24 protein-coding genes are annotated in these 25,716 nt (G+C 71.4%); 18 read left to right on the top strand and 6 right to left on the bottom strand.

The features are described 5' to 3' along the window. Positions 1 to 191 precede the first annotated feature (191 nt). The 5 genes from ACFV7R_RS27240 to ACFV7R_RS27220 are packed head-to-tail and all read left to right on the top strand — an operon-like array spanning position 192 to position 7,394. Positions 192 to 1,550, top strand: a complete 1,359-nt coding sequence (locus tag ACFV7R_RS27240; protein WP_385267981.1) for an ABC transporter substrate-binding protein — start codon at positions 192 to 194, stop codon at positions 1,548 to 1,550. Further along, complete coding sequence (locus ACFV7R_RS27235; protein WP_385267979.1) at positions 1,550 to 2,461, top strand: carbohydrate ABC transporter permease; 912 nt, start codon at positions 1,550 to 1,552, stop codon at positions 2,459 to 2,461. Before ACFV7R_RS27240 ends, ACFV7R_RS27235 begins: the two co-directional genes overlap by 1 nt. Beyond that, positions 2,458 to 3,387, top strand: a complete 930-nt coding sequence (locus ACFV7R_RS27230) for a carbohydrate ABC transporter permease (RefSeq protein ID WP_385267977.1) — start codon at positions 2,458 to 2,460, stop codon at positions 3,385 to 3,387. Before ACFV7R_RS27235 ends, ACFV7R_RS27230 begins: the two co-directional genes overlap by 4 nt. 29 nt (positions 3,388 to 3,416) lie before the next feature. Further along, the gene (locus tag ACFV7R_RS27225; protein WP_385267975.1) at positions 3,417 to 5,540 is read left to right on the top strand and encodes a beta-galactosidase; all 2,124 of its coding nucleotides are present in this window, start codon (positions 3,417 to 3,419) and stop codon (positions 5,538 to 5,540) included. 45 nt (positions 5,541 to 5,585) lie between these two features. After that, positions 5,586 to 7,394, top strand: a complete 1,809-nt coding sequence (locus tag ACFV7R_RS27220) for a hypothetical protein (RefSeq protein ID WP_385267973.1) — start codon at positions 5,586 to 5,588, stop codon at positions 7,392 to 7,394. 13 nt (positions 7,395 to 7,407) lie between these two features. Here the strand turns inward: ACFV7R_RS27220 and ACFV7R_RS27215 are convergent, their stop codons facing one another. Next, the gene (locus ACFV7R_RS27215; protein WP_385267971.1) at positions 7,408 to 7,797 is read right to left on the bottom strand and encodes an SRPBCC domain-containing protein; all 390 of its coding nucleotides are present in this window, start codon (positions 7,795 to 7,797) and stop codon (positions 7,408 to 7,410) included. A gap of 279 nt (positions 7,798 to 8,076) precedes the next feature. Between ACFV7R_RS27215 and ACFV7R_RS27210 the strand changes: the two genes are divergently transcribed. From ACFV7R_RS27210 to hypA, 13 genes are all read left to right on the top strand, one after another. After that, a complete protein-coding gene (locus ACFV7R_RS27210) occupies positions 8,077 to 8,820 on the top strand; it encodes a class I SAM-dependent methyltransferase (RefSeq protein WP_385267969.1) in 744 nt (247 codons plus the stop codon). 158 nt (positions 8,821 to 8,978) lie between these two features. Beyond that, positions 8,979 to 9,584, top strand: a complete 606-nt coding sequence (locus ACFV7R_RS27205; protein ID WP_385267967.1) for a LysE family translocator — start codon at positions 8,979 to 8,981, stop codon at positions 9,582 to 9,584. After that, positions 9,581 to 10,309, top strand: coding sequence for a B3/4 domain-containing protein (locus ACFV7R_RS27200; protein WP_385267965.1), 729 nt, complete (start codon positions 9,581 to 9,583; stop codon positions 10,307 to 10,309). The genes ACFV7R_RS27205 and ACFV7R_RS27200 overlap by 4 nt, the downstream gene beginning before the upstream one ends. Positions 10,310 to 10,373: 64 nt before the next feature. After that, positions 10,374 to 11,885: a PLP-dependent aminotransferase family protein gene (locus ACFV7R_RS27195; RefSeq protein ID WP_385268188.1), complete on the top strand. Its 1,512-nt coding sequence runs from the start codon at positions 10,374 to 10,376 to the stop codon at positions 11,883 to 11,885. A gap of 239 nt (positions 11,886 to 12,124) precedes the next feature. After that, positions 12,125 to 12,634, top strand: a complete 510-nt coding sequence (locus tag ACFV7R_RS27190) for a hypothetical protein (RefSeq protein WP_385267963.1) — start codon at positions 12,125 to 12,127, stop codon at positions 12,632 to 12,634. A gap of 179 nt (positions 12,635 to 12,813) precedes the next feature. Then, positions 12,814 to 14,460, top strand: a complete 1,647-nt coding sequence (locus tag ACFV7R_RS27185; protein ID WP_385267961.1) for a hypothetical protein — start codon at positions 12,814 to 12,816, stop codon at positions 14,458 to 14,460. A 263-nt stretch (positions 14,461 to 14,723) separates the two neighbouring features. After that, entirely contained in the window at positions 14,724 to 15,812 is a 1,089-nt protein-coding gene (locus ACFV7R_RS27180; RefSeq protein WP_129803039.1) for a hydrogenase expression protein HypE, read from the top strand. 87 nt (positions 15,813 to 15,899) lie between these two features. Next, the gene (locus tag ACFV7R_RS27175; protein WP_385267959.1) at positions 15,900 to 17,699 is read left to right on the top strand and encodes a nickel-dependent hydrogenase large subunit; all 1,800 of its coding nucleotides are present in this window, start codon (positions 15,900 to 15,902) and stop codon (positions 17,697 to 17,699) included. Beyond that, positions 17,692 to 18,300, top strand: a complete 609-nt coding sequence (locus ACFV7R_RS27170; protein ID WP_385267957.1) for a NifU family protein — start codon at positions 17,692 to 17,694, stop codon at positions 18,298 to 18,300. Before ACFV7R_RS27175 ends, ACFV7R_RS27170 begins: the two co-directional genes overlap by 8 nt. Beyond that, positions 18,297 to 18,893, top strand: coding sequence for a DUF5947 family protein (locus tag ACFV7R_RS27165; RefSeq protein ID WP_385267955.1), 597 nt, complete (start codon positions 18,297 to 18,299; stop codon positions 18,891 to 18,893). Before ACFV7R_RS27170 ends, ACFV7R_RS27165 begins: the two co-directional genes overlap by 4 nt. A gap of 64 nt (positions 18,894 to 18,957) precedes the next feature. After that, on the top strand, positions 18,958 to 19,164 hold the full coding sequence (locus ACFV7R_RS27160; protein WP_385267953.1) for a hypothetical protein: 207 nt from the start codon (positions 18,958 to 18,960) through the stop codon (positions 19,162 to 19,164). 50 nt (positions 19,165 to 19,214) lie between these two features. Next, a complete protein-coding gene (locus tag ACFV7R_RS27155; protein WP_385267951.1) occupies positions 19,215 to 19,379 on the top strand; it encodes a hypothetical protein in 165 nt (54 codons plus the stop codon). Beyond that, entirely contained in the window at positions 19,372 to 19,722 is a 351-nt protein-coding gene (gene hypA / locus ACFV7R_RS27150; protein WP_385267949.1) for a hydrogenase maturation nickel metallochaperone HypA, read from the top strand. Before ACFV7R_RS27155 ends, hypA begins: the two co-directional genes overlap by 8 nt. A 75-nt stretch (positions 19,723 to 19,797) precedes the next feature. Here hypA and hypE read toward each other — a convergent pair whose 3' ends face one another. The 5 genes from hypE to hypB form a co-directional block, all read right to left on the bottom strand. Further along, positions 19,798 to 20,874, bottom strand: coding sequence for a hydrogenase expression/formation protein HypE (gene hypE / locus ACFV7R_RS27145; protein ID WP_385267947.1), 1,077 nt, complete (start codon positions 20,872 to 20,874; stop codon positions 19,798 to 19,800). Further along, positions 20,867 to 22,009 carry a hydrogenase formation protein HypD gene (gene hypD / locus ACFV7R_RS27140; protein WP_385267945.1) on the bottom strand — a complete coding sequence of 381 codons (1,143 nt, stop codon included), beginning with the start codon at positions 22,007 to 22,009 and terminating at the stop codon, positions 20,867 to 20,869. The genes hypE and hypD overlap by 8 nt, the downstream gene beginning before the upstream one ends. Next, complete coding sequence (locus ACFV7R_RS27135) at positions 22,006 to 22,341, bottom strand: HypC/HybG/HupF family hydrogenase formation chaperone (protein ID WP_385267943.1); 336 nt, start codon at positions 22,339 to 22,341, stop codon at positions 22,006 to 22,008. The genes hypD and ACFV7R_RS27135 overlap by 4 nt, the downstream gene beginning before the upstream one ends. A gap of 94 nt (positions 22,342 to 22,435) precedes the next feature. Beyond that, positions 22,436 to 24,808 (bottom strand): carbamoyltransferase HypF, encoded by a 2,373-nt coding sequence (hypF, locus tag ACFV7R_RS27130; protein WP_385267941.1) that lies wholly within the window; start codon positions 24,806 to 24,808, stop codon positions 22,436 to 22,438. Further along, positions 24,805 to 25,578 (bottom strand): hydrogenase nickel incorporation protein HypB, encoded by a 774-nt coding sequence (gene hypB / locus ACFV7R_RS27125; protein WP_385267939.1) that lies wholly within the window; start codon positions 25,576 to 25,578, stop codon positions 24,805 to 24,807. The genes hypF and hypB overlap by 4 nt, the downstream gene beginning before the upstream one ends. Positions 25,579 to 25,716: the final 138 nt, after the last annotated feature.

Genomic DNA, 25,716 nt, shown 5'->3' with positions numbered 1-25,716 from the left:
GTACGACCTGACGTAGCCCTCCGCACCCGCCTCCTTTCCGTCGCGCGCTCCCCACCTCATCCCCCGGTACAGCACGCCCTCGCCCTGCGTGCCGCCGTCTCCTACCTCCAACACCCCGACGCATCTACGCCCCTCGGCGGGAGTTCACCATGCCCGGAATCTTCGCCAGCAAAGCCCCTGCGTCTGCCCCCATGAGCCGTCGGCTCTTCCTCACCGCGACGGGAGCGGTGTCGCTGGGCGCCGCGCTGTCCGCGTGCGGCGGCAGCGGTGGCGGCACCGGCGGCGCGTCGTCCGCCGAGCCGGTCAGCCAGGCCGACATCGACAAGGCGATGAAGACGCCGACCGAGCTGACGTTCTGGACCTGGGTCCCGGACATCGCACAGGAGGTCGCGCTCTTCGAGAAGAAGTACCCCGCGATCAAGGTCAAGGTCGTCAACGCCGGCCAGGGCGTCGCCCACTACACCAAGCTGCGCACCGCGCTGAAGGCCGGAACCGGCGCACCGGACATGGTGCAGATCGAATACCAGGCGATCCCGACATTCACGATCACCAACAGCCTGCTGGACCTGAGCCCGTACGGCGCGTCGGCGCTGAAAGACACGTTCGTCGACTGGACCTGGGGGCAGGTCAGCGGCCCCGACGGCCAGGTCTGGGCGATCCCGCAGGACACCGGGCCGATGGGCATGCTGTACCGCAAGGACATCTTCGACCAGCACGGCATCCAAGTGCCCACGACCTGGGACGAGTTCGCGGCCGCCGCACGGAGGCTCCACAAGGCGGACCCCGACGTCTACCTGACCAACCTCGCGGCGAACGAACCCGCCGCCTGGCACGGCCTGCTCTGGCAGGCGGGCGCCAGGCCGTATACGACCTCGGGCAAGAGCACTCTCGCCATCAGCGTCGACGACGCCGTCTCCAAGAAGCTCGGCGAGTACTGGGGCGGGCTCGCGAAGGAAGGCGTCATCAGCACCGACCCGGACTTCACCGACGGGTGGTACGCCGGGTTCAACAAGGGCAAGTACGCCACTTGGCTCACCGCGGCCTGGGGCCCGGCCTTCCTGTCCGGCTCGGCCAAGGCCACCGCGGGCAACTGGCGGGCGGCGCCGCTGCCGCAGTGGGATGCCGCCAAGCCGGTCTCCGGCAACTGGGGCGGCTCCACGACCGCGGTCACCGCATCCACCAAGAACCCCATCGCGGCGGCGCAGTTCGCCCAGTTCCTCAACAGCGACCCGGTGAGCGCCAAGATGTTCGCCACCAAGCAGTTCTTCTTCCCGGCGACCAAGGCCCTGCTCGCAGACGCGAGTTACACCGGCAGCGCACCCGCCTTCTACGGCGGCCAGAAGGTCAACCAGATCTTCGCCGACATCAGCGACACGGTCTCGCCCTCGTTCCAGTGGCCGCCGTTCCTCGACCAGGCGGCGACCGACTGGACCGAGACCGTCGGCAAGTCCCTCGCCGCCAAGTCCGACACCGTCGCCGCACTCGGCACCTGGCAGTCCCGGCTCACGACGTACGCCAAGAAGCAGGGCTTCACGGTCAAGGGGGCCTGATGATGCCGGCCACCCCGGCGGCCTCCCACAAAGCCCGCTCACGCGTGGGCCGCAGCTCGGCAGGTCCGCTGTTCGTAGCCCCGTTCCTGATCCTCTTCCTCCTGCTGTTCCTCGCCCCGCTCGGCTACGCCGCCTACCTCAGCCTCTTCCAGGAACAGCTCATCGGCGGCACGGTGTTCGTCGGCCTGGACAACTACGTCACCGCGCTCAAGGACCCGCAACTCCTCCACGGTGTCGGACGCGTGGCACTGTTCTTCGTGATCCAGGTGCCGCTGATGCTGCTGCTGGCCCTGCTCTTCGCCCTCGCGCTGGACAGCGGCCTGCTGCGGCTGGCGCGCGTGATCCGGCTGGGCATCTTCGTGCCGTACGCGGTCCCGAGCGTGGTCGCCACGCTCATGTGGGGCTACCTCTACGGCCCCGACTTCGGCCCGTTCGCCCAGCTGAGCCGGAACCTGGGCCTGCCGGCCCCGCACTTCCTCAGCGAGGGCTGGATGCTGGGCAGCCTGGCGAACATCGTGACCTGGGAGTTCGTCGGCTACAACATGATCATCCTGTACGCGGCCCTGCGGACCATCCCGCACGACCTGTACGAGGCAGCCGCCATGGACGGCGCCGGCGCCTGGCGCATCGCCTGGTCGATCAAGCTCCCGGCGCTACGGCCCGCGCTGCTGCTGACCCTGCTGTTCTCGGTGATCGGCAGCTTCCAGCTGTTCAACGAACCCAACCTGCTGATGAAGATCGCCCCCGACGTCATCAGCAGTTCCTACACCGCCAACCTCTACTCCTACTCCCTCGCTTTCACCGGCCAGCAGGTCAACTACGCGGCCACGGTGTCCTTCCTCCTGGGCCTGGTCATCGTCATCGCCTCCTACGCCGTGCTGCTCACCGCGAACCGCAGGAGGGCAAAGTGACCACCACGCTGCCGAAGGCCACAACCGCACCGGCCGGCCCGGCCCCCACCACACCGAAGCGGCACCGGTCCGCAACCCCCCGCCGCAGCACCCCGCTGACGATCGCCATGCTGGCGGCCCTGGCCTACTTCCTCCTCCCACTGTTCTGGCTGCTGGTCGCCTCGACCAAGAACACGCAGGACCTGTTCAACAGCTTCGGCCTGTGGTTCACCCGTGCCCCGCAGCTGCTCGCGAACATCAGGCAGACCTTCACCCAGGACGACGGCGTCTTCGTCGACTGGCTGCTCAACACCGCCATGTACGCCGTCGTCAGCGCACTCGGCGCCGCCCTGCTCGCGGCCGCCGCCGGGTACGGCTTCGCCAAGTTCCGCTTCCGCGGCGACCGGGCCGCCTTCAACCTCGTACTCGGCGCCATCATGGTCCCGGCCACCGCGCTGGCGATCCCGACCTATCTGCTGTTCGCCGAGGTCGGCCTGGTCAACACCCCTTGGGCAATCATCCTGCCCTCGCTGGTCAACCCCTTCGGCCTGTATCTGATGCGCGTCTACGCGGCCGACGCCGTCCGGGACAGCCTCCTCGAAGCCGCCCGCATCGACGGGGCCGGGGAGGCACGCATCTTCTTCCGGATCGCCCTCAGGCTGCTGGCCCCCGGCCTGGTGACCGTCCTGCTCTTCACGCTCGTGGCGACCTGGAACAACTACTTCCTGCCGCTGATCATGCTCAACGATCCGAACCTGTACCCCATCACGGTCGGCCTCTCCTCCTGGGCCGCCCAGGCGCAGAACGGCGGGGCCGGCGCCAGCAGCGACATGCTCCCGCTCGTCGTGACCGGCTCCCTGATCTCCATCGTGCCGCTCGTCATCGCCTTCCTCATGCTCCAGCGCTACTGGCAGAGCGGTCTGGCCACCGGAAGCGTCAAGCAGTAACGCTCCCTACTTTCCCGGAGGTTGCCTTCATGGCGGATCTACCCGCCCGTGTCCTGTTCGGCGCCGCGTACTACCACGAGTACACACCCGCCTACGACCCCGAACTGCGGCCCGACGAACGGCTCAAGACCGACCTCGACCTGATGGCCGAGGCCAACTTCACCGTGATCCGCGTGGGCGAGTCGGTCTGGTCGACCTGGGAGCCGGAGAACGGGCGCTTCGACCTCGACTGGCTCCAGCCGGTCCTCGACGGCGCCCACGAGCGCGGCATCTCCGTCGTCATCGGCACGCCGACATACGCCGTGCCGCCGTGGCTGGCCCGCCAGTACCCGGAGATCACCGGGGAGTACGCCACCGGACAGCGCCTCGGATGGGGCGCCCGCCAGGAGGTGGACTTCACTCACCCCGCCTTCCGCTTCCACGCCGAGCGGATCATCCGGAAGATCGTCGCCCGGTACGCCGACCACCCGGCGGTCATCGGCTGGCAGGTGGACAACGAACCGGGCCTGCATCTCTTCCACAACCAGGGCGTCTTCCAGCGCTTCGTCGATCATCTGCGCGCCACGTACGGGGACGTCGAGACCCTCAACCGCGAGTGGGGCCTGGTGTACTGGTCGCACCGCCTGTCGACGTGGGCGGACCTGTGGACCCCGGACGGCAACATCCAGCCTCAGTACGACGTCGCCTGGCGGGAGTTCCAGGCCCGGCAGGTCACCGAGTTCATCGGCTGGCAGGCGGACATCGTCCGCGAGTACGTCCGCCCCGAGCAGTTCGTCACCACCTGCATCTCCTACACACGCCAGGGAGTTGAGGACGACGAGCTGTCCGCCCGGCTCGACATCGCCTCCGGCAACCCGTACTACGACATGCAGGACGGTCTTCTGCTCCCCGATCCCACGCCCGACGACCACGAGCAGAAGTGGAAGACCACCGGCGTCTGGTCGATGTACCAGACCGCAGACTGGATGTTCTCCTCCCGCCAGGAGCCGTTCCTGGTCACCGAGACCAACGCGAGCTCCATCGGCTTCGCCTGGGACAACCGCCCCGCCTACGACGGCCAGTGGCGGCAGGCCGCGTGGGCGCATGTGGCGCGCGGGGCGCGGATGATCGAGTACTGGCAGTGGCAGACCCTGCGCTTCGGCGCCGAGACCTACTGGGGCGGTGTTCTCCCCCACAGCGGCCAGCCGGGCCGCGCGTACGCCGAACTCGCCCGATTGGGCGCCGAGTTCGAGGCGGTCGGCCCGCTCGTCGCCGGGCTCGAGCCGGACGCCGACATCACGATGGTCTACTCGACGCCGAGCAAGTGGCTCATGCAGAAGTACCCGCCGCTCGCGACCCCCGACGGGGGGCCGGACTCGGCCGCGTATCACCGGATCTTCGATCCGTTCTATCGGGGCGCCTTTGACGCGGGCAGGCAGGTGCGGATCGTGCATGCCCGGCAGCTGCTGGGGGAGGGGATGACCCCCGAGGCGGCCGCACGCCGCCACCCGGTGCTGGTGGCTCCGGCGTTGTACATCGCAGACGACGCGACGCTCGACTGGCTCGCGGCTTACGCGCACGCGGGCGGCCACCTGCTCCTCGGCCCGCGCACCGGCTACGCCGACCACGAGGCCAGGGCCCGCCTCGCACCGGCACCCGGACGCCTCACCGAGGCCGCGGGCGTCACGTACGACGAGTTCAGCAACCTCGCGCGCGACATCCCGGTGAACCCCGTGCCCGGCAGCCCGCTGCGGCTGCCGCAGGAGGCGACAGCCACCCGCTGGGCCGACGGCCTGACCGTCACCGACGCCGACGTCCTCGCCGCATACGACCACCCGCACTTCGGCCGCTGGCCCACGATCACCACCCGCCGCCACGGCGAAGGCCGCGTCACCTGCGTCGGCACGGTCCCCGGCCGGGCCCTCGCCCGCGCGCTGGCGGCATGGCTGACACCCTCCGCACGCCACGGCTGGCGTGACCTCCCGGAATCGGTCACCGCGACGACCGGTACCTCCCCCGACGGGCGCCGCGTCCACGTCGTCCACAACTGGAGCTGGGAGCCCGCTCGTGTCTCCGCCCCCATGGCGTTGACCGACGTCCTGAACGGCACGTCCGTCCCCGCGGGCACGGCGCTGGACCTCGGCGCCTGGGACGTACGCGTACTCGTCTCCTGATCCGACCTTCGTGAGCATCACCGTGGCCATCCCCGAGGAGGGGTTATGCAGAGAAGAAGACTTGGGACAGCTCTGGGAACGTTCGTCGCCGGATCAGCGATGCTGGCCCTGCCCATGAGCAGCGCGCAGGCGTACAACCCGACGGGCGGGATCATGTACCAGCTCGGCGATGAACCGTGCCTGAAAGGGCGGGGCAACTGCGCGGTCTACCCGAAGTCGGCGCAGTTGCCGAGCGGACGGCTGGTCGCGTCGTTCGAGAAGTCCACCGTCGTCCCGGAGACGGGAAGCGCCGACAGACAGACGCTCCCCGTCTACAAGAGCGACGACCACGGAACGACGTGGCAGCCGCTGTCGGAGGTCAAGGCACCGGCGTACCTGTCCAGGCATCCTCGGTACGCGAAGTACACCAGCAACTGGACGAACCCGTATCTCTACGTACTTCCGCAGGACGTCGGCAACCTGAAGAAGGGAACGCTGCTCCTCGCGAGCGTCGTGTCGGGCGACGACCACTACTACAAGGAGCACAAGGCAGCCGACCCGAACTGGACGCCGTCCAACGACGGAGACCGCAGTGACATGGCGATCGCCCTGTACTCCAGCACCGACGACGGCGTGACATGGAACGTCGTCAACATCATCGCCACCGGCGGCTGGCAGGGCGGCAGCGCGGGCGCGATCGGCCGGAACGTCGCCGCCGCGAACACGTACAAGCAGGTGGATCCCCTCTGGGAGCCGTACCTGATGGTCCACAACGGCAAGCTCGTCTGCTACTACTCCGACGAGAACGACTACCTCGGCTTTGATCCCGTCACCGGTGTGCCGAAGCTGGATCCGGACAACGACACCGCCGCGGACTCGCACGGCCAGATCCTCGTCCACAAGTCCTGGAACGGCCGCAGCGCGCAGTGGAGCGAGTCCGTCGTCGACGTCGCGGACCTGACCCAGGACATGGGCGGCGGCAAGACGGAGATCGGGGGCGGACGGCCGGGCATGACGAACGTCGTCCCGACGACGGACGGCAAGTGGCTGCTCCCGTACGAGTACTGGGGCGGCGGGACCAACACCCGGTATGCCATAGCCGACGACCCGTTGCGGTTCTACCGCGGCTCGGTGGGCAACCCCGTCACCTCGTTGCCCGTCGACGCCGGTTCGCGTCCTCTCGCGGTGAACGGCAGCCCGGTCATCATCCGGCTCCCCGACGGGCGCCTGGTGTACAACGCCGCCGGCAGCGGCAATGTCTGGGTCAACGAGAGCGGACGCAGCGACGGCGTGTGGAAGGAGTACCAGACGACCTCGCGGGCCGGCTACAGCCGCAACCTGCAGTACGTCGCGGGCACCGGCCGCATCGCGATACTCAACAACCAGGACACCTCGACGCTTCGCTACGCCGAGGTCGATCTCGGCCGCTCGGAGGGCGCCTACTACCAGCTGGTGAACCGAAAGACCGGCCAGGTGATCGGCACCGGGAACAAGACCAACGACGCGAACATCGGCAACGGAGACGTTCCTGACGTCCGCCTTGAGGACGCCGGCTCAGCGGCGAACAAGGACACCCAGTACTGGCACATGGTGACCGAGCCGCAGGGCGGCACGACGTTGCTGAACAAGTCCGGAGGCCGCGCGGCAGCCATCTGGACAGGGAACGCGACGGTCGGACAGAGGATCGGCCAGTGGGTCGACAACAGCGCCACCGGCAGCTGGAACGTCATCGAGACCGACGACGGATACGTCAAGTTCCAGGCGGTCAAGAACACCGACGTGTACTTGACCGGTGCGTCCCACGGCGCGGGGCTGACCCTGCAGAACGCGGTCGAGGACGGCTCGCAGGAGTGGCAGCTCGTCCGGCAGCCATGACGCCGACCGCGGCTCAGGCCAGGGACTCGAAGTACGCCTTCTGCGCGGGGTAGTAGTCCTGGAAGTCGGGCCGGGGCGCGCCCGTCCGCGCAGCGGTGAGCATGTCCAGGTAGTACTCCCAGCCCGGGCCGGTCGCGCCGAGGTGTTCCGTGGAGGTGAGGTGGTGGACCAGCCGGAGCTCGGTGGCGGCTTCGGTCTGTGCGAGCAGCAGCTCCAACGACCAAGAGCCGGCTTCGTCCTCCATCGAGACCGCGAGCCGGTGTGGCGGTTCGCACGCTTCGATCACGAGCGGGCACCAGGGCGTCGACTCCTCGAACGCCATCTGCACTTCGATGGTGCGACCCGGCGCCGCCTCGCCACGCCACGGGCCGAACCAGCGGGCGGTGCGCTCCGGTTCGGTCACGCTGGCTCAGACGTCGTCGACGGAGGCGCGGTAGGTGCGGGTGAGGATCAGGTCGAAGCCCGTCGGGGTGCGTACGAGCCGGCCGCTGGGCTCGAGAGTCATGCCGTGTTCTCCTGGTGCTCGGGGCAAGGGGTGCTGGCGGGTTCGGAGCGTAGCCCATCAGTTACGCGTTCGGTCAGGCAACACCGGTCCCGCCGGCCGTCCCTCGGGCGCGCCGGCAGATCCGCACGCCGGGAAATCACTGGACATCGCCGAGACCGAAAGGTCAACGTTGGCGGCATGGCACAGGAGGAGATCTGGGACGCCGAGGCGGCCCGACGCTATGACACACCCGGCACCGGCATGTTCGCGCCCGAGGTCCTCGTGCCGACGGTGGACCGCCTCGCTGAACTCGCGGGCGGCGGAGCAGCGCTCGAGTTCGCCATCGGGACCGGCCGTGTGGCGGTCCCGCTCGCCGAACGGGGGGTGCCCGTCACCGGGATCGAGTTGTCGCTGCCGATGATCCGTCAACTGCGAACCAGAGCGGACGAGTCGACGATCCCTGTGATCGTCGGTGACATGGCGACCGCCGTGGCCCCCGGGACGTTCACGCTCGTCTACCTCGTCTACAACACCATCTCCAACCTGCTCACCCAGGCCGAGCAGGTCGAGTGCTTCCGCAACGCCGCCCGCCATCTCACGCCCGGTGGCCGGTTCGTGATCGAGCTCTGGGTACCCGAGCTGCGCAAGCTCCCGCCCGGTCAGACCGCCACCGTCTGGCATTCCGAGCCCGGCTACATCGGTCTGGACACCTACGACGTCCTGCACCAGCACGTCGTCTCGCACCACTTCCATTTCGACGACACTCGTCAGGCCCGGCTGGAGCGCAGCCCGCACCGCTACATCTGGCCGGCCGAACTCGATCTCATGGCTCAGCTGGCCGGGTTCGAGCTCGAGTCCAGGCACGCGGACTGGATCGGCACCGAGTTCACCGCCGACGCGCGTTCGCACGTCTCGGTCTACCGTCTCCCACCCACCCAGTAGCCCCCCCCCCCAGGACGGACACTTCCTGCGCCGGGATTCGGCCCGCCGGCCCGACCCGCTATGGACCACTCACACCGGTGCTCTTTGGCCCTGTCGGCCGGGCCATGGGTGGGGCACGGTGAGAGGCCCTGGCGTTGAACCCCTGTGGAGATGTCCCGTTGAATATCGCGTTCCTGCTGACCACCCTCGTGGTGGTGGTCACCCCCGGCACCGGCGTGGTGTACACCCTCGCTGCCGGGCTGTCCCACGGCCGGCGGGCGAGTGTGGTCGCCGCGCTCGGCTGCACGCTGGGCGTCGTGCCGCATCTGGTGGCGACGATCACCGGTCTCGCCGCACTGCTGCATGCCAGTGCCGTCGCCTTCGAGGTGGTGAAGTACCTCGGTGTCGGCTACCTGCTGTACATGGCGTGGGCGACGCTGCGCGATGACGATGCGCTGGTCGTCGAGGCGGGGGCCGAGCCGCGTCCGGCGAACCGCGTGATCGCCTCCGCCGTGCTGGTCAACCTGCTCAACCCGAAGCTGACGATGTTCTTCGTGGCGTTTCTGCCGCAGTTCGTCCCCGCGGGCGAACCAGGCTCCCTGGGTGTGATGCTCCGGCTCAGCACAGTGTTCATGCTGGTGACGTTCGTCGTCTTCGCCGCCTACGGGATGTGCGCCGCCGCCGTGCGCCGTCAGGTTCTGGCCCGGCCGAAGCTGAGAAGGGGAATCCGCGGGGTGTTCGCTACCTGTTTCGTGGGCCTGAGCGCGCGGCTGGCGGTGGCATGAGCATGCGTTTCCGGCACGCGGACGCCATCTGGCGCGACTATCCCGAACTCACCGCCGGCACGCTGTGTGCCACCGGCGTCGGGTCCGCCGCGGACGCCGGCGAGCGGGTGGCTGCCTGGACGGCCCGCGCCGCGGACCGGCTGGCCGGCGCCACCGAGGGCACCTTCCCCGAAGTGCTCGCCTGGCGGCGGGCGTTCGCCAGGATGGGGCTCAGGCCGACGCAGTACCGGTGTGCCGCGGAGGCGCTGCTGCGGCGGCTGCGCAAGGAGGGAACACTGCCGCGCATCCACCCGGTGGTCGACCTGTGCAACGCCGTCTCGGTGGCGTATGCCGTCCCGGTGGCGGTCTTGGACGCCGACCGCATCGCGGGCCCGCTGCTCGAGGTCCGCCACGCCGTCGGCGACGAGCACTACACGGCCTTCGGCGGCGGAACCGAGCATCCCGTGCCCGGCGAGGTGACCTTCGCCGACTCCGCCGGACGGGCCCACGCCCGCCGCTGGACCAACCGGCAGAGCGGCCACTCGGCGGTCGGTGAGCACACCAGCCGGATCCTCGTGGTGGCCGAGGCGATGCACGAGGGCGGCGCACAGGCCGTACCGGAGCTGCTGAAGACGCTCGCCCAGGAACTCGCCGCACACTGGGCCGTCGACCCCGTCACAGCCGTCCTGACCCCGTCCACACCGGAGTTCACGTTCGGTGACCGGGTCCGGCCGACGCTCGGGTGACACCGCGGCCGATGACACGATGGGCCAAGTGAGCAGCAGGAACGGGACCGGAGAGGGCGGCGGGATGGCAGCGGTGCCGGCGGACGGCGGGTCGCCCGTGTACGGCTCCGACTTCCTGCAGCTGGACGCGCGAGAGGCGCCCGCAGGCGGCAAGGCGGACTGGCTGGCCGGGCGGCTGCGGCAGGCGATAGCGGACGGCCGACTGGCGGTGGGCAGCAGACTGCCGCCCACCCGGGTCCTCGCCGCCGAACTGCGCCTGTCGCGCGGCGCGGTCACCGAGGCGTACCGGCAACTGACGGAGGACGGCCATGTCGAGGGGCGCCGCCGCGGCGGCACGGTCGTGGTGGCAGCACCCCTCGCGCCACCCGCAGTACCCGCACGGACGAGGCCGCCCGGCCCGCTCCGCGACGGCGGCGGCGAGCGGAGCGCCCGGGCGGGCACGCTGTTCGCCCGCGCGCCCGGTGCTGACGTCTTCGATGCGCTGCGCGCGGCCCACGCCCGCGTCGACTTCACCCCCGGCCAGCCCGACCTTGCCGCGTTCCCCCGCGCGGCCTGGGTACGTGCCGAACGGGCCGTGCTGGCCGAGTTGTCGCTCGACCACCTCGGCTACGGCGACCCGCGCGGCGCCCCGCGGTTGCGCCGCGCCGTCGCCGACTGGCTGGCACGCAGCCGCGGCATCCGGGTGGAGCCGGACGAGGTGCTGATCGTCGCCGGCACCGCGCAGGCGCTCACCCTGCTCCACCCCGTGCTGCGCGCAGACGGCATCGACGGCGTGGCGGTGGAGGACCCGGGCTCCCTCGGCACCCGCCAACACCTGCAGAACGGAGGCCTGGCCACCCCACCGGTACCGGTGGACGACGACGGCATCCGCGTCGACACGCTGCGCGCGAGCACAGCGCGCGCCGTCCTGCTCACCCCCGCCCACCAGTTCCCCACCGGCGTGGTCACCAGCGGCGAGCGGCGCCGCGAGCTGCTGCGCTGGGCGCAGGACGGCGGACTGATCCTGGAGGACGACTACGACGCGGAACACCGCTACGACCGGCCGCCGGTGCCCGCGCTGCGCGCACTGCTGGCCGACCAGGTCTGCTACATGGGCAGCGTGTCCAAGCTGCTCGCGCCCGCCCTGCGGATCGGCTGGATGGTGCCGCCGCCCCGCTACCGCGACGCTCTCACCGACGCGAAACGCTTCGCCGACCTGGGCAACGCCGTGCTGCCGCAGCTCGTTCTCGCCCATCTGATGGAGTCCGGCGCCCTCGACAGGCATCTGCGGCTGCTGCGCGGCCGGCACCGCCGCCGCCGCGACGCGATGATCGACGCCATCACCGCACACCTGCCGGGCGCACATGTGCACGGCGCGGCGGCCGGCCTGCACCTGACCCTCACCTACGTGCCCGACGTCCCCGACACCGAACTCGCCGCCGCGGCCCTGGCCCGGGGCGTGAAATGCCAGCCGCTGTCATGGCACCGGCAACAACCCGGCCGCCCCGGCCTCGTCCTCGGCTATGCCGCGACCCCGACAGGCATCATCGCCGAAGGGGTGACGGCGATCGGCGAGGCAATGCGTGAACTGGCCTGACTCCTCAGACAGGCGGCACGGTCCCTGCTCAGCTCGCGCGCAGCCTGCTCGAGGCGAGAGCGGACAGCCGAGCGACAGCGCAGCCGTCCTCACCTCGCCCCCGAGGGCTTGGTCCGCCGGGCGCCGCGGGGCGGGCAAGGCCTGCGCGACGCGCCCAGGCCCCGTCGGCCCCCAGCGCGCGATCGTCAACGCGCTGATTTCCTGGCTACAGAAATCCTTACAGGAAGGCGAGGACGACCATGGCCAAGAGAGATCGAAGCCCGTCCGCCATTGTCCGGGCCGGCGCCCGGGGGCTGGTGGCCGCGATGGCGATGACGGGGGTCCGCACGGTCACCGCGACCCTTGCACCGCAGGAGAAGTCACCGCCGGAGGCGATCATGGAGAAGTACGCGCCGGCCAGGGTCCTGCGGTCGCGGGAGCACCGCCGGGAGGCGGTCACGGAACTGACCCACTGGACCTACGGCGCCACCGGCGGTGCCGTTTTCGGGCTGCTGCCGGCTCGCCTGCGCAGCATGCCGATGACCGGGCCCGCTTACGGGCTGCTGGTCTGGCTCGGTTTCGAGCTGGCCCTCGCTCCGGTGCTCGGCGTGCAGCACGCGAAGCAGCGGCGGATGCTGTGGCGGCTGGTTGTCGCGCTCGACCATGTGCTCTACGGCGTGGTGGTGGCCGGACGCCTCGCTCCTGAACCCGCGGTCGCCGTCCGCACGGCCGACGCCGCTGCCGACGAGGATGCCGGCGTGGGCCGATAGGCCCGGCTCCCCCGGCCCGGCCCCACCACCTCTTCCTGGGGCTTCTCCGGCAGTGCGCGCACCTGGGTGCCCTGGACCCCCTGAAGAGCCCAATTCCGCCGCGCTGGCCAGGTAGGCATGCGTGAGGAATGTCATGGTGTGGGAGGAGTCAGGCGGATTTACCGATCGGAGGAGGCGGCATGCCGCAGGCCGGAGTCGACGATGACGTCGCATGCGCTGTCGCAGCAGCGCGTGCGGCCGTGCTCCCGCAGTGCCCGGGGCGTGACTTCGATGAGTTGGGCGCGGTCGCCGACGCCGTCCTGTACGAGGGCTACCTGCTCTACCCCTACCGCCGCTCGTCGTCCAAGAACCGGGTGCGCTGGCAGTTCGGCGTGCTCTTCCCCCGTGAGTGGGTGGAGCGGGAGGGCCCCGTCACTCCCGGGCTCTCGGGATCTGCCGACTCGTGGTACCAGCAGACCGAGTGCCTGCTGCGGGTCCGGCAGCCGGAAGCGGTGGTGCGCGTGCGGGTGCGGTACCTGCAGATGCAGCACAAGCAGGTGGAGGAGGCCGACCGGGACGGCAGGAACCGTCCTGTCGAGTCGCTGCGCACGGACGACAGCACGGTGCACCTGACGTTCGACGAGGCGGTACCGCGCGAGACGGACCTCGTCGTACGCCTGCAGGACCTGTTGGGGCAGGAGTCCGTCTTTCCGGTCGGTGCGCCCGGCGGAGAGGAGAGGGAAGGGCTCCTCGGGGGCGCTGGGCGCGTAGTGCGGCAGCGCGCCGCCGTGCGGGCGAGCACAACCGTCGTCGCCGAGCGGATCGGGGACGAGGTCTGCCGTCTTCGGATCCGTACCGAGAACACGGGACCGGCGCCGGACCCGCGGGCCGTTCGCGACGAGGCGCTGCGTGGCGCGCTCATCGCCACACACACGCTCGTCGGCGGCGACGGCGTGGAGTTCGTCTCGCTGATCGACCCGCCGGCGGACCTGCTCGGACACGCCCGAGCGTGCCAGAACGCGTTCACGTTCCCCGTCCTCGGCGGACCACCGCCCGAGACCGCCGCAGGCGCCCGGGACGGGGCCTGCGGCCCCTCCCTCATCTCCTCGCCGATCATCCTGCCCGACCACCCTCAGGTGGCACCGGAGAGCCCGGGCGACCTGCACGACGCCGCGGAGATCGACGAGATCCTGACGCTGCGCACGCTGTTGCTGACCGACCAGGAGAAGCGCGAGGCGCGGGCCACCGACCCGCGTGCCGCCCAGATCCTGGACCGGGTGGAGACCATGCCGCCGGAGGTCTTCGCCCGGCTGCACGGCACCATCCGCTCGCTGACCCCGGCCGGGCCGCCGGAGCCCGCCCCGCTGTCGTCGGCCGCCGCACCCACGACTTCCCCCGGGCTCGCCTCCGCCCCCACGGCCGACCGGCCCGCATGGTGGCAGGAGGGCGCCGAAGACGGTGTGTCCCCTACGACCGACACGGTGCCGGTCGACGGCGTACCAGTGGGCGGCGGCAGCCGGGTACGGCTCCGCCCGCGCAGCCGGGGTGCCGACGCCCAGGACATGTTCCTGGCCGGGCGGACCGCACGGGTCGCGGCCGTCTTCCAGGACGTCGACGGCAGCGTCCACCTCGCCGTGACGCTGGACGACGATCCCGCGGCCGAGCTGAACGGCTGGTACGGCCGCTTCCACTACTTCCGGCCCGACGAACTCAAGCCCGTGGAGCCCCTGGTGCCCCCCGACGCCGCGGGCCGGGCGGAGCCGCTCGAGCCATCACGGCCGCCGCAGGAGCGGCCCGAACGGCCGGCCGGCGGGCCGGGAACAGGAGGGTCCGATGGACGGGCCTGAGATGCCGGCACAGGACCGGCGGACCGCCGACCGGCTGTTCCCCGGGCTGTCCGACCGTGCGACGCCGGCGAAGCGGACGATCCGCCGGTCGCCGCGCAGCTGCTGCCCGACGGCGAGGAGTTGATCGACGACCGCCTCGGCGGCGGACGGGCCGCACCGGCCCGGCCGCACCCTCACGCCCAGGACCGTCCGCCCGCGCTCGCCGGGCCGGTGGCCGCGGCGCCCAACCGACTCGGGGACCGACTGCACCGGAGGCCCACGACATGACCATCGACAGCGGCACGCACGACGTTGCCACCGAGCCGAGCCGCCCCGAGGCGCGCGAAGGCTTCGACGAGATCACCATCCTCTGGATTTCCGAGGGGATGAGCTGCGACGGCGACTCGGTGTCGTTCACCGCGGCCGGCCAGCCCGCGATCGAGGACCTGGTCCTGGGACTCATCCCGGGCCTGCCGAAGGTGAACCTGCACAACAAGGTGCTGTCGCCGAGCCTCGGCGGCGAGGACTTCCTCGCTCCGTACCGTGCCGCGATCCGCGGCGAGATCTCGCCGTTCATCCTGGTCATCGAGGGCTCGGTCCCCAACCAGAACATCATCGAGGGCGACGGGTACTGGACGTCGTTCGGCAACGACCCGCAGACCGGTGAACCGCTGACCCTCAACTGGTGGATCGACCAGCTGGCCCCGAAGGCGTGGGCGGTGGTCGCCGCCGGCACCTGCGCCACGTACGGCGGCATCCATGCGATGGCGGGCAACCCCACCGGCAGCATGGGCCTGGCCGACTACCTCGGCTGGGACTTCCTGTCGCAGGGCGGCCTCCCGATCGTCAACGTCCCCGGCTGCCCGATCCAGCCGGAGAACTTCATGGAGACCCTGGTCTGGGTGCTCTACCACGCGGCCGGGGCCGCCCCGCCGCCCCCGCTGGACCAGATGCTGCGCCCGCAGTGGCTGTTCGGGAAAACCGTGCACGAGGGCTGCGACCGCGCGGCGTACTACGAGCAGGCCGACTTCGCCCGGGACTACAACTCCCCCAAGTGCCAGGTGAAGGTGGGCTGTTGGGGTCCCGTCGTCAACTGCAACGTGCCCAAGCGCGGCTGGATGGCGGGGATCGGCGGATGCCCGAACGTCGGCGGCATCTGCATCGGCTGCACCATGCCCGGCTTCCCCGACGCGTTCATGCCGTTCATGGACGAGCCGCCCGGCGGCAGCTTCTCCTCCCTCATGGTCAAGCCCTACGGGGCCTTCATCCGGCGGATGCGCGGCATCACCAACGCCGTCGTCAACCGCGAGCCGAAGTGGCACCACAACAAGCCGGTGCTCACGTCCGGTTACGACCCCTACTGGCGCCCGTGACATGGGGCCCGGCACCCCGTGCCGGGCCACAGCCCTCGTGGCACTCACCCCCGTCCGACGCATCGAGCAGCGAGAACAGGAACGCACATGACCACAACCGAGGACCGGACCCGGGCCGCCGAGCGGAAACCTCCACAGATCGTGGACATGTCCTGGGACCCGATCACCCGGATCATCGGCAACCTCGGCATCTACACGAAGATCGACTTCGCCAACCAGGAAGTGGTGGAGTGCCACAGCACCTCGTCCCTCTTCCGCGGCTACTCGGTGTTCATGAAGGGCAAGGATCCGCGCGACGCGGGCTTCATCACCTCCCGCATCTGCGGGATCTGCGGCGACAACCACACCACGTGCTCCAACTACGCCCAGCAGATGGCCTACGGCGTGAAGACGCCGCCGCTGGCCGAGCACATCGTGAACCTCGGCGAGGCCGCCGAGTACATGTTCGACCACACGATCTTCCAGGACAACCTCGTCTTCGTCGACTTCTGCGAGGCGATGGTCAAGGCGACCAACCCGAGCCTTCTGGCCCGCGCCGAGCGGACCGGAGCGCCCCGCGGGGACATCCACGGCTACCGGACCATCGCCGACGTCATGCGCGCCTTCAACCCCTTCGAGGGTGAGGTGTACAGGGAGGCCCTGAAGGTCAGCCGCATCACCCGCGAGATGTTCTGCCTGATGGAGGGGCGCCACGTCCATCCGTCGACGATGTACCCCGCCGGCGTCGGCACGATGCCGCAGCCGAACACCTTCACCGACTATCTGTCGCGCCTGACGAGGGTCATCGACTTCGTCAAGGAGGCGGTGGCGCTGAACGACGACGTCTTCGACTTCTTCTACGAGGCGCTGCCCGGCTACGAGGAGGTGGGCCGCCGCCGCACGCTGCTCGGCTGCTGGGGCGCCTGGCAGGACCCGGCCGTCGTCGACTACCGCTACGAGAACATGAACGACTGGGGCAAGGCGATGTACGTCACCCCGGGCATCATCGTCGACGGCGAACTGGTCACCAACAACCTCGTCGACATCAACCTCGGCATGCGCATCCTGCTGGGCAGTTCCTACTACGAGGACTGGGAGGGCCAGGAGCCGTTCGTCACCCACGACCCGCTCGGCAACCCGGTCGACATGCGCCACCCGTGGAACCAGACCACCGTGCCGGTGCCCCAGAAGCGCGACTTCGACGCCAAGTACAGCTGGGTGATGAGCCCGCGCTGGTACCACAAGGACAGCGACTCCCACCTCGCCCTCGACACCGGCGGCGGCCCGCTCGCCCGGTTGTGGTCCACGGCCCTGAGCGGCCTGGTCGACACCCCGTACGTGAAGGCCACCGGGCACAGCGTGCGGATCTCGCTGCCGAAGAGCGAGAAGCTGCCGGAGACGACACTGGAGTGGCACATCCCGAAGTGGAACAACACCATCGAACGGGACCGCGCCCGGCCCTACTTCGTCGCCTACGCCGCGGCCATGGCCTTCCAGTTCCTGGAGGAGGCGATGCAGATGATGCGCGCCGGCGAGACGAAGGTGTTCCAGGACTTCGAGGTGCCCGACGAGGCCATCGGCGTCGGCTTCCACGAGGCGGTGCGCGGGGTCCTCTCGCACCATCTGGTGATCAAGGACAAGAAGATCGCCAACTACCACCCGTACCCGCCGACCCCCTGGAACGCCAGCCCGCGCGACAGCTACGGCACCCCCGGCCCGTACGAGGACGCCGTCCAGGGCCAGCCCATCTTCGAGGAGAACGGGCCGGAGGACTTCAAAGGCGTCGACATCATGCGCACCGTGCGCAGCTTCGACCCCTGTCTGCCCTGCGGTGTGCACATGTACCTGGGCAAGGGGAAGACGCTCACCACGATGCACTCCCCCACCTACGGGGCGTCCCATGGCTGAGCCCGGCCGCGCGGCGGTCGCGGCACCGCGGGACGGCGCCGGGCCGGCCCCACGGCTGGACGACGGCGAGGTGGCGGCGCGGATCGCCCGCATCGACGAGCTGCTGGAGAAAGTGCAGATCGCGCCCGGTCCGATGGCGCAGACGGCCGTCGACGCCGTCCGCACGCTCACCGAGGTCTACGGCGAGGCGCTGGCCCGGGTCCTGGACCACGCGGACGCCGCCGTGGCCCGGCGCCTGGCCGAGGACGAACTCCTCGGCCACCTGCTGGTGCTGCACGATCTGCACCCCGAGCCACCCGAGCGCCGCGCCGCCCGCGCCGTCGAGCGACTGCGGCCCGCCGTGCAGGAGCGCGGCGGCGACGTGGCCCTGGACGGGGTCGAGGGGCCGGTCGCCCGCGTGCGGCTGCGTACCGGCGGCTGCGGCTCCGGGTGCGGCTCGGCGTCCTCCGGCGTCGAGGAAGCCGTACGGGAGGCCGTGCTCGCTGCGGCGCCGGAGCTGACGGCGGTCGAGGCCGTGCCGGAGACGCAGTCCCGGCCGCCCGCGTTCGTCCCCGTCGACTCGCTGCTGCGTCGGCCCGCCCAGTCGCAGGGGGCGACGTGACCGCCGGCGGTGCCCTGGCCGCGCTGATCCGCTCCTCCGCCGACCGGCGGGCGGGCGGCCCGCAGGAGCGGTGCGAGTTGTGCGCCGCGCCGCTCGCGGGCGACCACCGGCACCTGTACGACACCGGCCGCGAGGAGGCGTTGTGCGCCTGCCCGGCGTGCTCGATCCTGTTCGCGGAGCACGGGGCGGGCGACGGCCAGTACCGGCTGGTCCCGCAGCGGCGGGTGAAGCTGCCGCCGGTCGAGACGGGGCCGCTCGGGGTGCCGGTCGGGCTGGCGTTCTTCGTGCCCCGGGAGGACGGCACGGTCGTCGCGCACTACCCGAGTCCGGCGGGAGCCACCCGGTGGGAGGTGGACGCCTCGGCGTGGCGGGAGGCGGTGGGGCGGTGTCCGGATCTCGCGGGCGTGGTACCCGAGGTCGAGGCGCTGCTGGTGAACACCGCCCGGAACCTGCGGCACCACTGGATCGTGCCGGTCGACGAGTGCTTCCGGCTGGTCGCGCTCGTCCGCCGGGAGTGGCGGGGGCTGTCCGGCGGCGGCCGGGTCTGGCCCGCCGTCGAGGAGTTCTTCGCCGGGCTGGCCGAACGACCGTGACCGGCGCGGCGAGAGGAGCCGCCACCGCGACGCGGCGGCGGAACACCAGGGAAAGGAGCACGGCATGGGGACGATCAAGGTCGGCAGGCCCCAGGCGAAGCCCAGTACGCCCACTCACGTGAGAGGCCTCCACCAAGGCAACCGGGGCCCGCGTCACCACCAGGCCGGGCATCACCCGGACGGCACGGCCGACGCGCGCCGCTCCACCGGGGTCCACTGGAAGCGGCACAACAGGGTCATGGAGAGCATGCCGAGCATCTCCCCGGGCTGAGCCCCGCGGACGGGTACGGCACGAGGAACACGAGCGAGCAGGGAGCGGCGATGAACGCCAAACGGATTCTGATCGCGGAGGCGGCGGTGCTGGGCGGAGCGGCCCTGGCACTGCTGATCGCGGAGTTCCCGGGAATCGTGCGGGAGGTCCGGCTGTGGCGCATGGCCGGCTTCCGCCCCGGGCCCCGCAACCGCCTCCGGGCCACGCATGCATGAGCTGTCGATCGCGACCGCGATCGTCGAACAGGCCAGGGAACTGGCGCGGGCGGACGGGACACATTCCGTCTCGGCGGTGACCGTACGGGTCGGCGAGCTGGCGGGCGTCGTGCCCGAGGCCCTCGACTTCGCCTTCGAGGTGGCCCGCGACGGCACCGCCCTCGCCGCGGCGCGGCTGGTCGTCGAGCAGGTGCCCGCCCGCGCCTGGTGCGAGCCGTGCGCCGAGGAGTTCGCGGTGGGCATGCCACCGTTCTTCTGGTGCCCGGCCTGCGACCGGCCCGCCCCGACGCTGCGCAGCGGCCGGGAACTTCAGATCACCGGAATCGAACCGGCCCACAGCTGACGCACGACGGTACGGCCCTGGTGGCAGGGGTGGAGTCACCCTGCCGTCAGGGCCGTTCGGCGTGTTCCGGACGCGTCAGCAGATGCGCGGCAGTTGCTCCCCGAGAGGCATGTCCACAACCCGGGTACCGCCCAGGCCGGTGGAGACCACCACCATGCCGGAGTGCTCGGCGACGCACTCGCCGATGAGCGCGGCGCCCGTGCCCTGCGGGTGGGCGCGCATCGCGGCCAGCACCTCCTCGGCCGCCGGGCGGGGTACGAAGGCGACCAGGCGGCCCTCGTTGGCCACGTACAGCGGGTCGAGGCCCAGGAAACCGCAGGCGTTGGCGACGGCGTCCGGCACCGGGATGTCCCGCTCGCGCAGCCGCACGCCGGTGCCGGAGGCGCGGGCGATCTCGTTGAGCGACGCGGCGAGCCCACCCCGGGTGGGGTCGCGGAGCACATGGACGTCGGGGGTGACCGCGAGCATGGCCGCCACCAGGTCGGCGAGGGGTGCGGTGTCGCTGGCCACCTCGACGCCGAAGTCCAGGCCTTCCCGTACGCTCATGATCGCCACGCCGTGCAGGCCGATCGGGCCGCTGACGATGACGGCGTCGCCCGGCCGTGCGCGCTGCGGGCGGATGTCCACGCCGTCGCGGACGAGGCCGATCCCGGCGGTGGTGACGTACACGCCGTCGCCGTGCCCCGCCTCCACCACCTTGGTGTCTCCCGTGACCACCGTGACCCCGGCCGCCTCTGCGGCGGTGCCGAGGGCGCGCGCGATCCGCTCGACCACGGCCAGCTCCACGCCCTCCTCCAGGACGAACGCGGCGGACAGGTGGGCGGGCCGGGCGCCGCTCATCGCCAGGTCGTTGACGGTGCCGTTGACCGCCAGGTCGCCGAGGCTGCCGCCGGGGAAGAACAGCGGCCTGACGACGTAGGAGTCGGTGGAGAACGCCAGCCGGGCGCCACCGAGGTCGAGGACGGCGGAGTCGGCGAGTCCGGCGAGGGTGGCGTTGCCGTACGCGGGGGTGAAGACCTGCTCGACGAGTTCGGCGGAGAGGGTGCCGCCGCCTCCGTGTCCCATCACCACGATCGGCTGATCGCGCAGGGGGGCCGGGCAGGTCCAGTTCGCGGGGTCGACGACGGTCGACGGATCGGCGAGTTCAGCCAACGGGGTTCATCTCCTCCTGCGGGACCCGGGAGCCCTGCGGGGCCGGGCCGTCCATCCGGCGGTACAGGTAGTAGGCCGCGCAGGCACCCTCGCTGGAGACCATGGTGGCGCCGAGCGGGGTGCGTGGGGTGCAGTCGATGCCGAACGCGGGGCACTCGGTGGGCTTGATCAGGCCCTGCAGCACCTCGCCGCTGCGGCACACCGCGAGCTCCTCGGTGCGGATGCCGGTGACGTCGAAGCGGTGCTCGGCGTCGAAGGCGCGGTAGGCGTCCGCCAGCCGCCAGCCGCTGGCGGGGATGCTCCCGATGCCTCGCCAGGACCGGTCGGTGACCTCGAAGACCTCCTCGATCATGCGCAACGCGGCCGGGTTGCCCTCCTCGCGCACGGCGCGGGCGTAGGCGTTCTCCACGCGGTGCTCGCCCCGCTCCAGCTGGTGGACGGCGAGGCGGATGCCTTCGAGGATGTCCAGCGGTTCGAAGCCGGTCACCACGATCGGTACCCGATGGCGTTCGGCCAGGTCCGGGTATTCGGCCGTGCCCATCACGCTGCACACGTGCCCGGCGGCCAGGAAGCCCTGCACCCGGCAGGCGGGGGCCGTCATGATGGCCTCGACGGCGGGCGGCACCCGCACGTGGGACACCAGCAGGCTGAAGTTGTCGATCCCGAGCCGGCGGGCCTGGTGGACGGCCATCGCATTGGCGGGCGCGGTGGTCTCGAAGCCGATGGCGAAGAACACCACCTCGCGGTCCGGGTACCGGCGGGCGAGCCGGAGAGCGTCGAGCGGGGAGTACACCACGCGGACGTCTGCGCCCTCGCCCTTGACCCGGAACAGGTCCCGGTCGGTACCCGGCACCCGCAGCATGTCCCCGAACGAGCAGAAGATCACCTCGGGCCGGGAGGCGATCTCCAGCGCTTTGTCGATCATCTCCAGCGGGGTGACGCACACCGGGCAGCCGGGGCCGTGGATCAGTTCCACGTCGTCCGGCAGCAACTGGTCGATGCCGTGCCGGATGATCGAGTGCGTCTGGCCGCCGCACACCTCCATCAGCGCCCACGGCCGGGTGACCGTCGCGCGGATCTCGTCCAGCAGCCGCCGCGCCAGATCCGGGTCGTTGAACTCGTCGATGTACTTCATCGGGTCCCGCTCCCGCTCTCCCCGCGCTCGACGGTGGCGGGGACGTGCGGGGCGTCGCTCCCGGCCTGCTGCGCCGCCTGTTGCCAGGCGTCGCCGAACTCCTCCTCCAGCAGCCCCAGTTGCTCGAAGAGCTCCAGGGACGCCCGGGCCGACTCCTCGTCGAGCTTCTGCAGGGCGAACCCGACGTGGACGATGACGTACTCCCCGATCCGCACGTCGGGCACGTACTCCAGGCACACCTGCTTCTGCACACCCCCGAAGTCGATCATCCCGGTGAGCGGGTCGGCACGGTCGTCGATGGCCACGACTCTGCCGGGCACTGCCAGACACATGGGTCACTCCGTCTCGTCGCTGTGTGCGGTCTGCGGCCTGCCGTCCGCGCTCTGCGGTCGTACGGCGGCCTGATCGGGCCGGTCAGGCACGGCCTCACGGCACGGCCGTCGCGTGCTCCTTTCGGTCCCGCTCCCGGGCCGCGACCACGAGCTGCCCGAGGGCCAGTCCCCCGTCGCCGGGCGGTACCTCGCCGTGGCGCAGCACGGTGAAGCCGTCCGCGGCCAGCAGCGTCGTGCACTCCTGCTCCAGCAGGCTGTTGGCGAACACGCCGCCGCTCAGGGCGACGGCGGCCAGTCCGGTGGCGCAGCGCGCCCTGCGGCAGATCTCGGCGACAGCCCCGGCGACGCCCCGGTGGAACCGGGCCGCGAGCACGGGGGCGGGGGTGCCGCGGCGCAGGTCGGCGACGAGAGCTCGTAGCACCGGAACGGGATCGCATCTCACGGGGGCGGCTCCGGCCGCGAACCCGAAGGCGTACGCTGCCGTGTCCGCGTCCCACGCCGCGGCGGCCGCGGCCTCCAGCTCCAGCGCGGCCTGCGCCTCGTATCCCGCGCGGTGGCACACACCCGCCAGGGAGGACACGGCATCGAAGAGCCGTCCCATGCTCGACGTGGGCACGCAGCCGAACCCGCTCGCCAGCTGCCGTTCCAACAGGGTCAGTTCGTCGCGCGAGCAGGCAGCGACACTGGGCAGTCGAGGATCCCACGGCAGGCCCGCGGCCCACAGCCGCGCCAGTGCCGTGCGGCAGGGGTTGGCAACAGCCGCGTCCCCGCCGGGCAGCGGGGCGGGGGTCAGATGAGCGAATCGCCGGTATCCGGCATAGTCCGCGAGCAGGACCTCGCCGCCCCAGACCGTGCCGTCGTCGCCGTGGCCGGTGCCGTCGAACGCGACGCCGATCACGGGCATGGTGCCGTCGAGGCCGGCTTCCGCCATCGCCGAGGTGATGTGCGCGTGGTGGTGCTGCACGAGTACGGGCCGCGCCTGCGCCAGCCCGGCGGCGCGGCGGCGGGCCCACCGGGTGGAGTGGTAGCCCGGGTGCCGGTCGGCGGCGACGAGTGCGGGCGTGACGCCGGTCAGGTGCCGCATGTGCCGCTCCGCGCGCGCGGCGGCCTCCAGGCCGGCCAGGTCTCCCATGTCACCGATGTGGGGGCCGAACCAGGCGTGGTCGCCGTCGCCGACGCAGAGCGCGTTCTTCAGGTCGCCGCCCACCGCCAGCGCGGGGCGGACCGTCAGCGGGAGCCGCAGCGGTCGGGGGACGTATCCGCGGGAGCGGCGCAGCACCTGCTCGGTGCCGTCGGGGCGCACCCGCAGCAGCGAGTCGTCGCAGGGCGAGACGATGCCGCGGTCGTGGACGAGCCAGGCGTCGGCCATCTCCGCCAGCCGGGTCAGGGCCTCGTCGTCGTCGGTGACGATCGGCTCGCCGGAGCGGTTGCCGCTGGTCATGACGAGCACGCGGGGGCCCAGAGGATCGCCGGGCAGTCCGAATAGCAGAGTGTGCACCGGGGTGTAGGGCAGCAGCACGCCGAGGTGCGGGCTGCCCGGGCACACTCCTGGCGCGAGCCGGAGGCCGTCCGGCTCGGCGCGTCGGCGCAGCAGCACGATGGGGCGGCGAGGGCTGGTGAGCGCGGCCCGTTCGCCGCCGGAGAGCAGGGCGATCCGCTGCACGGTCGGCAGGTCGGCGCACATCACCGCGAACGGCTTGCCGCCCCGCGCCTTGCGGGTGCGCAGGGCGGCGACGGCCTGCGCATCGGCGGCGTCGCATGCCAGGTGGTAGCCGCCGACGCCCTTGACGGCGACGATCCGCCCGGCGGCCAGCAGCCCGCGGGCCGCCGCCAGTGCATCCGCGTCCCGCGCCGGGCGGACATCGGTGCCGGCCGCGGGCACCAGGCGCAGCCGGGGCCCGCAGTCCCGGCAGGCCACGGGCTGGGCGTGGAAACGCCGGTCGCCGGGGGCGGCGTACTCCCCCGCGCAGGCAGCGCACATCGGGAAGTCCGCCATGGTCGTGGCGGTCCGGTCGTACGGCATGGCCGTGGCGATGGTGAAGCGCGGACCACAGTGGGTGCAGGTGACGAACGGGTGCCGGTGGCGGCGGTCGGCCGGGTCGGCCAGCTCACGCAGGCAGTCGGCGCAGGTCGCCGTGTCGGGCGGGAGCTGGGTGCGTCCCCGGGACTGCTCCGAGGGACGGATCGTGAAGCCTTCGGCGGCACCTGTTGCGGGGACGTCCTGCACGCCGATACCGGTCACGGCGGCCAGCGGCGGCGGCTCCTGGGCCAGCCGGGAGCAGAACCGCGCGACGCCCGTGGGCGGCCCCTCCACCTCGATGAGCACGCCCTGTGCGGTGTTGCTGACGAAACCGGCCAGTGCGAGGTCGGCGGCCAGCCGGTGCACGTACGGGCGGAACCCCACGCCCTGCACGGTGCCCCGCACGGTGATGCGGCGGCGCACCGCCTCGGCGGCGGGAGCGGTCATGAGGCGGGGGCGGACGTGGCGTGCGGTTGCGGATGTCCCGGGACGACGTGGCCTTCACCGGGCTCGTGGGCGTGACCCTGCGGCTGGGGCATGAGGGGAGGCCGGTGCACGGGCGCACCGTCCCGTGCGGCGAGGACACGTTCCAGGACGGTGTCGACGCCGTCGCCGGTGCGCGCGCAGGACCGTACGAGCTCCACGCCCGGGTTGACCCGGTGCACATGGGCGTGGAAGGCGTCCTCGTCGAAACCGGCGGCCTCGGCCAGGTCGGTCTTGGTGAGCACCACCAGGTGAGCGGAGCCGAAGGCAGTCGGGTACTTCAGGGGCTTGTCCTCGCCCTCGGTCACCGCCATCAGCACGATCCGCAGGGTTTCACCGAGGTCGTACGACGCCGGGCACACGAGGTTGCCGACGTTCTCCACGAAGAGCAGTTCGGTGTCCTCGGGCAGCCATCCCTCGAGGTGGCCGCGTACCTGACGGGCCTCCAGATGGCACAGCCCGTCGGTCAGAAGCTGCTTCGCCGGAGCCCCCGAACGGGCCAGCCGGCGGGCGTCGTTCTCCGTGGCGAGGTCGGCGGTGAGCGCGGCTACCGGGATGCCCCGCTGCACCGCCCGGGCCAGCACCCGCCCGAGCAACTCCGTCTTGCCGCTGCCGGGGCTGGAGAGCAGGTTGACCACGATCACTCCCCGTCGCGTGAGGTCGTCGCGCAGGGCGGTGGCCAGGCCGTCGTTCTTCGCGAGGACGGCCTGTCTGACGTCGGTGGACTGACACATGCGGCCGCTCCTCAGGGTCGGGACAGGACTGGAGGGGCACGGACCGGGCTGCGGGTCGGGCTTCGGTGGTGGGCGTGGCCCCCGACCGCAGACGGGCCGGGCGGTTCGGTGCGGACCGGGACGGTACAGCCGCGGACC

It is taken from the genome of Streptomyces sp. NPDC059866, assembly GCF_042731325.1.
Classification (GTDB): Bacteria; Actinomycetota; Actinomycetes; order Streptomycetales; family Streptomycetaceae; genus Streptomyces; species Streptomyces flavusporus.
Note: the sequence above shows the minus strand (reverse complement) of the source record. Positions and strands in the feature narration are given on the sequence as shown.